General features: G+C 63.7%; 3 protein-coding genes. 1 reads left to right on the top strand and 2 read right to left on the bottom strand.

What is annotated here, in order from left to right; all coding sequences use genetic code 11:
* Positions 1–177: 177 nt before the first annotated feature.
* Both MLGJGCBP_RS49320 and MLGJGCBP_RS49315 read right to left on the bottom strand, forming a co-directional pair.
* Entirely contained in the window at positions 178–1,230 is a 1,053-nt protein-coding gene (locus tag MLGJGCBP_RS49320; RefSeq protein ID WP_160097161.1) for an aldo/keto reductase, read from the bottom strand.
* Positions 1,230–2,132 carry an enoyl-CoA hydratase gene (locus tag MLGJGCBP_RS49315; RefSeq protein ID WP_160097159.1) on the bottom strand — a complete coding sequence of 301 codons (903 nt, stop codon included), beginning with the start codon at positions 2,130–2,132 and terminating at the stop codon, positions 1,230–1,232. Before MLGJGCBP_RS49315 ends, MLGJGCBP_RS49320 begins: the two co-directional genes overlap by 1 nt.
* 1,384 nt (positions 2,133–3,516) lie before the next feature.
* Here MLGJGCBP_RS49315 and MLGJGCBP_RS49310 point away from each other — a divergent pair.
* Positions 3,517–3,777 carry a hypothetical protein gene (locus tag MLGJGCBP_RS49310; protein ID WP_201453103.1) on the top strand — a complete coding sequence of 87 codons (261 nt, stop codon included), beginning with the start codon at positions 3,517–3,519 and terminating at the stop codon, positions 3,775–3,777.
* Positions 3,778–4,068 lie beyond the last annotated feature (291 nt).

The raw sequence follows: 4,068 nt of genomic DNA, 5'->3' as shown, positions 1-4,068 counted from the left end.
GGCACCGCCCGGGGGCACGTGAACAGGATCAAGATGCTCACACGACAGATGTGCGGGCGAGCCAACTTCGACCTACTCCGCAAAGGCGTCATCCACGCCGGATAGTCAAGCACCCCACAGTAATCATGTGAATTGTGCCAGACCCGCTCCTCTGCGGGTTGAGGCGGAAGGTGCGGTTCAGGCGGCTGCGCCGCGATCGCCGATGGGGCGTCGTCTGCGGGAGGTCTCCTTCAGGACCGCTCGCTGGAAGCGGCCGCCGGGCGGGTAGATGTCGATTCCTGGCGCCACCACGTCGTCGATCAGGTCGAGAACTTCGTCGCTCAGCACGAGATCGGCCCCCTCGACGAGGTCGAGAAGTTGGTCCTCGTTGCGAGGACCCACGATCACCGACGACACGGCCGGGTGGGACGCCGCGAACGCGACTGCCAGGTGTGGCAGCGTGCAGCCGATGCTGTCGGCGATCTCGACCAGCTTCTCGACGATGTTCAGCTTCACGACGGTCTCGGGTTTCGTTGGGTCGAACTGTGCCGGTCGCCTGGCAGCGCGACCGACGGACAGATTGACAGACTTGCCCTTCCGGTACTTTCCGGTCAGGAACCCGGACGCGAGAGGGGCCCACGTGAGGGTACCCATCCCGTACTTCTCACAGATCGGGAAGACTGATGCCTCGGCGCCACGGGTCATGATCGAGTACGGTGGTTGCTCGGTCCGGAACCGTTCGTAGCCTCGGGTTGTCGCGACGTGGTGGGCGTCCACGATGAACTCCGGCGGGAATGAGGAGCAACCGAACGCCCGGATCTTGCCCGCACGTACCAGGTCTGTGAGTGCCGAGAGTGTGTCGTCGATGTCCGTGCTCTCATCCGGCCTGTGCACCTGGTAGAGGTCGATCCAGTCGGTGTCGAGGCGGCGGAGGCTGTCCTCAACGGCACGCATGATCCATCGGCGCGAGTTCCCTCCCCTGTTGGGACCTTCCCCCATCGGGAAATGGAACTTCGTCGCGAGGATGACGTCGTCGCGACGCCCCGCCAGGGCCTTGCCGACGATCTCCTCGGACTCGCCGTCGGAGTACATGTCGGCGGTGTCGACGAAGTTGATACCGCGGTCCAACGCTGCATGAGTCGCGCGGACGCACGACCCATGGTCCGCGTTGTTCGCACCACCGAACATCATGGCGCCGAGGCAAAAGGCGCTCACCTCCATCCCGGTCGTTCCGAGCTTGCGCGTCCGCATCAGACAGTGACCTCCTCGCCGCTCGTCGTCGAAGCCGGCTTCTTGCGCCACTCGACGGCCCCGTCGGCGACCGTGGCATGAGCGACGCCGCTGTCAAGGTGGATCTCGGCCCAGTGAGCGTGATTGATCTGGTGAAGGCTGAAGCACGCATTGAGAGCGTTGTAGAAGCCCTGGATGTCCTGGGTCTGATTGACGGCCTCCTTGATCATCAAGGCCGTCATCGTCGGGCGCTTTGCGATCTCGCGCGCGTACTCCAGCGTCCGTTCCTCGAGCTCGTCCGCCGGGAAGATCTGGCTGACCATACCGATCCGGTGGGCCTCCTCGGCATCGACGGATCCGCCCGTCAGCATCAGTTCCTTGGTGCGCCGAGCACCGAACTCCCACGGGTGTGCGAAGTACTCGATGCCGCACATGCCGAGACGCGTCCCGACCGGGTCACAGTAGGTCGTACCCTCGGCAGCCACGATGAGATCGCATGACCAAGCGAAGGTCAGTCCCGCCGCAAAGATCTGGCCCTGAGTCTGCGCGATGGTGATCTTGCGAAGGTTCCGCCACCGCAGCGAGTTGCCGTAGTAGTAGTGCCACTCCTGGATCATTCGCTTCTCGGTGCTCTCCCGCGTGGCGCCGTTGATCTGGAACGTGGGGTGCTGGTCGGGACCCTCACCTCGCTCGATCGCGCGGTCCGGCGTGCCCATGTCGTGACCGGACGAGAAACAGTCACCGGTGCCGGCAAGGATGACCACACGGACCGTGTCATCGGCCTCGGCGGCCAGCATCGCCTCGTTCACCTCGACGAGCAGACTACGACTTTGCGCGTTGCGATACTTGGGCCGGTTCAGGGTGATCCGTGCAATGGTGCCCTCGTCGAGCAACTCGTAGGTGATGAATCGGTAATCCGTCATTGGTCCTCCTCGTTCGGTATTGGTCCTCGCTCCGCCGACCAACGGTCAGTCATGACGAGAGTCCAAGGTTGATGTATTGCGTCCTGAATTACCTGCCGGCGTCGACTGGGACGGGTGGGCGCGCTTGCCTGCCGAACCGTGCATCGCCTCGGATCCGTGTATTCGGGTGCAGGCACAAGTGAGTCGAGTGCTAGCGGGCGACCTGTTCGGCCTCTTCGACGTGCTTCTCGTTGACTGCCGCCCGATCTGCTGGGCCGCGAGCAGCGTCTGCGCCAGCCGTAGGGCGTGTGTGAGGACCCGGAGCGCCTCGACTTCATCCGCGATGGGTCGACCGGGCACATCCGTAAACCCGACGGATGCCTGGCGGCTCGTCAGGTCCGACGTCGACAGCGGCGTGCGGCTCACGCCCCGCTCGGCCGCATCGACGGCGAAGAGCGCGACGCCAGCGTCTGTGCGTGCGGCACCCAGCAGCAGGTCTGCGGTTGCTGCGCCGGGCATGACGTCGGCTTGCCCGCTGAGGACCCATGCGACACCATTCGGTGTCACCGTCACCGTGCCCTCGTCCGGTGACACTTGACCAGTGAGGGACGGGACGGCGAGCGTCGCGGCCCGTCCCGGCGGATGCGCAGCAACAACCGCTCTGGCCACATCGGCGATCACAGATTCGTATTCGATGCCTCGGCCTGTACTTGACATCCGTCTTCCTCTGCTCGATACAGCTTGAAGCATCTTGAACATTACTAGAACATCGCTTCAAGAAGGCTAGTGTGTAACGTGCGACACACGTCTGCATACCGATCAGGGCTCGCTACTTGGCCCAACGGGCCTGCCGAAGAAGACGCACAGTCCGGTGTTCGTTCGGGGCTGCACAAGCGGGCATACAGCCGTGCTAGCGCATGGAGTGCTCATGCTCTCGAAGTTACGGAGCTAATCACGGTAATCCCGGTCCTACGTCGGTCATCAAGAAGGGTGCTCCGATGCAAGAATAAGGCTTGCTGAGGGCTGATATTCACCGCATTCGAGGAGCACCTGACGAGTCGTGGGAACCCCTTCTACAGGGATTCTTGCGGGGCAGCAGTTGGCGGGTGGGCACACGGAGCACCCGGACCGTCGGTGTCGGGGGAGTCCTGCAGAATGACCGTGCCCTCGCCTACTGCCGTCGCCTGATCGCTGATGGGTTGTCGTGCCGCCCGGTTACCTGGCTCGAATACCGGCTGAGCACTCGTCATGGGGTCGTCGTGGCCGCCTGCACCATCGTTGGCTTCCTCCTGCTGCTACTTGGCCCGCATCACGGTTCTACCAGCATAATAAATTGACTACAGAATCAATGCGGCGGTCCATCGCGACCTGAGGCGATCGTGGGCCTGGACTCTGAGGCCCCCCGGTGTCGACGCTGTACACCACAGAACAGGTGGAGACGTTGCTGTGGTGGGCGCCGCGGCAGGCAAGTGTGGTCCGCTCGCAGGCTCTGGCCGCCGTGGTGGCGCTCGGTGTCGGCCTCGGCCTGGCCGGGGCCGAGATGGTCAATGTCGGGGCCTCGGATGTGTGGCTCCGCGGCGAACATATGATTGTCACCGTGCGCGGGCGTCGGGCTGTCGGCGGACATGAAAAGCTGCCCATGGGCGGTCACGAAAGCGCCCGGTAGTGGCCACGAAACTGCCCACTGACGGACATCGGTTCCTGCCCGCTGGCGGACACGAAACTGCCCACTCGGATCTGTCCGCCTGATACGACACGTTCGATTTTCTTCCCGATCGCCTCCCCGGATCGGGGCCTCTCCTCGGGTTCGCTCGACGGTGCTACCACGCCGAAACGCGAGTCCTCGAGGAGAGGCCACTGTGAAGTCTGCCAAGGAAGCCATGGTTATGCGGGTGATCGTCAAGAGGCCGCGTCCCCGTCGAGGCGGTCGAGTAGGCCGTCGAAGATCTTCTGTCGA

The sequence above is a fragment of the Rhodococcus sp. T7 genome (assembly GCF_009872365.1).
In the GTDB taxonomy this organism is placed as follows: Bacteria; Actinomycetota; Actinomycetes; order Mycobacteriales; family Mycobacteriaceae; genus Rhodococcus_F.
Note: the sequence above shows the minus strand (reverse complement) of the source record. Positions and strands in the feature narration are given on the sequence as shown.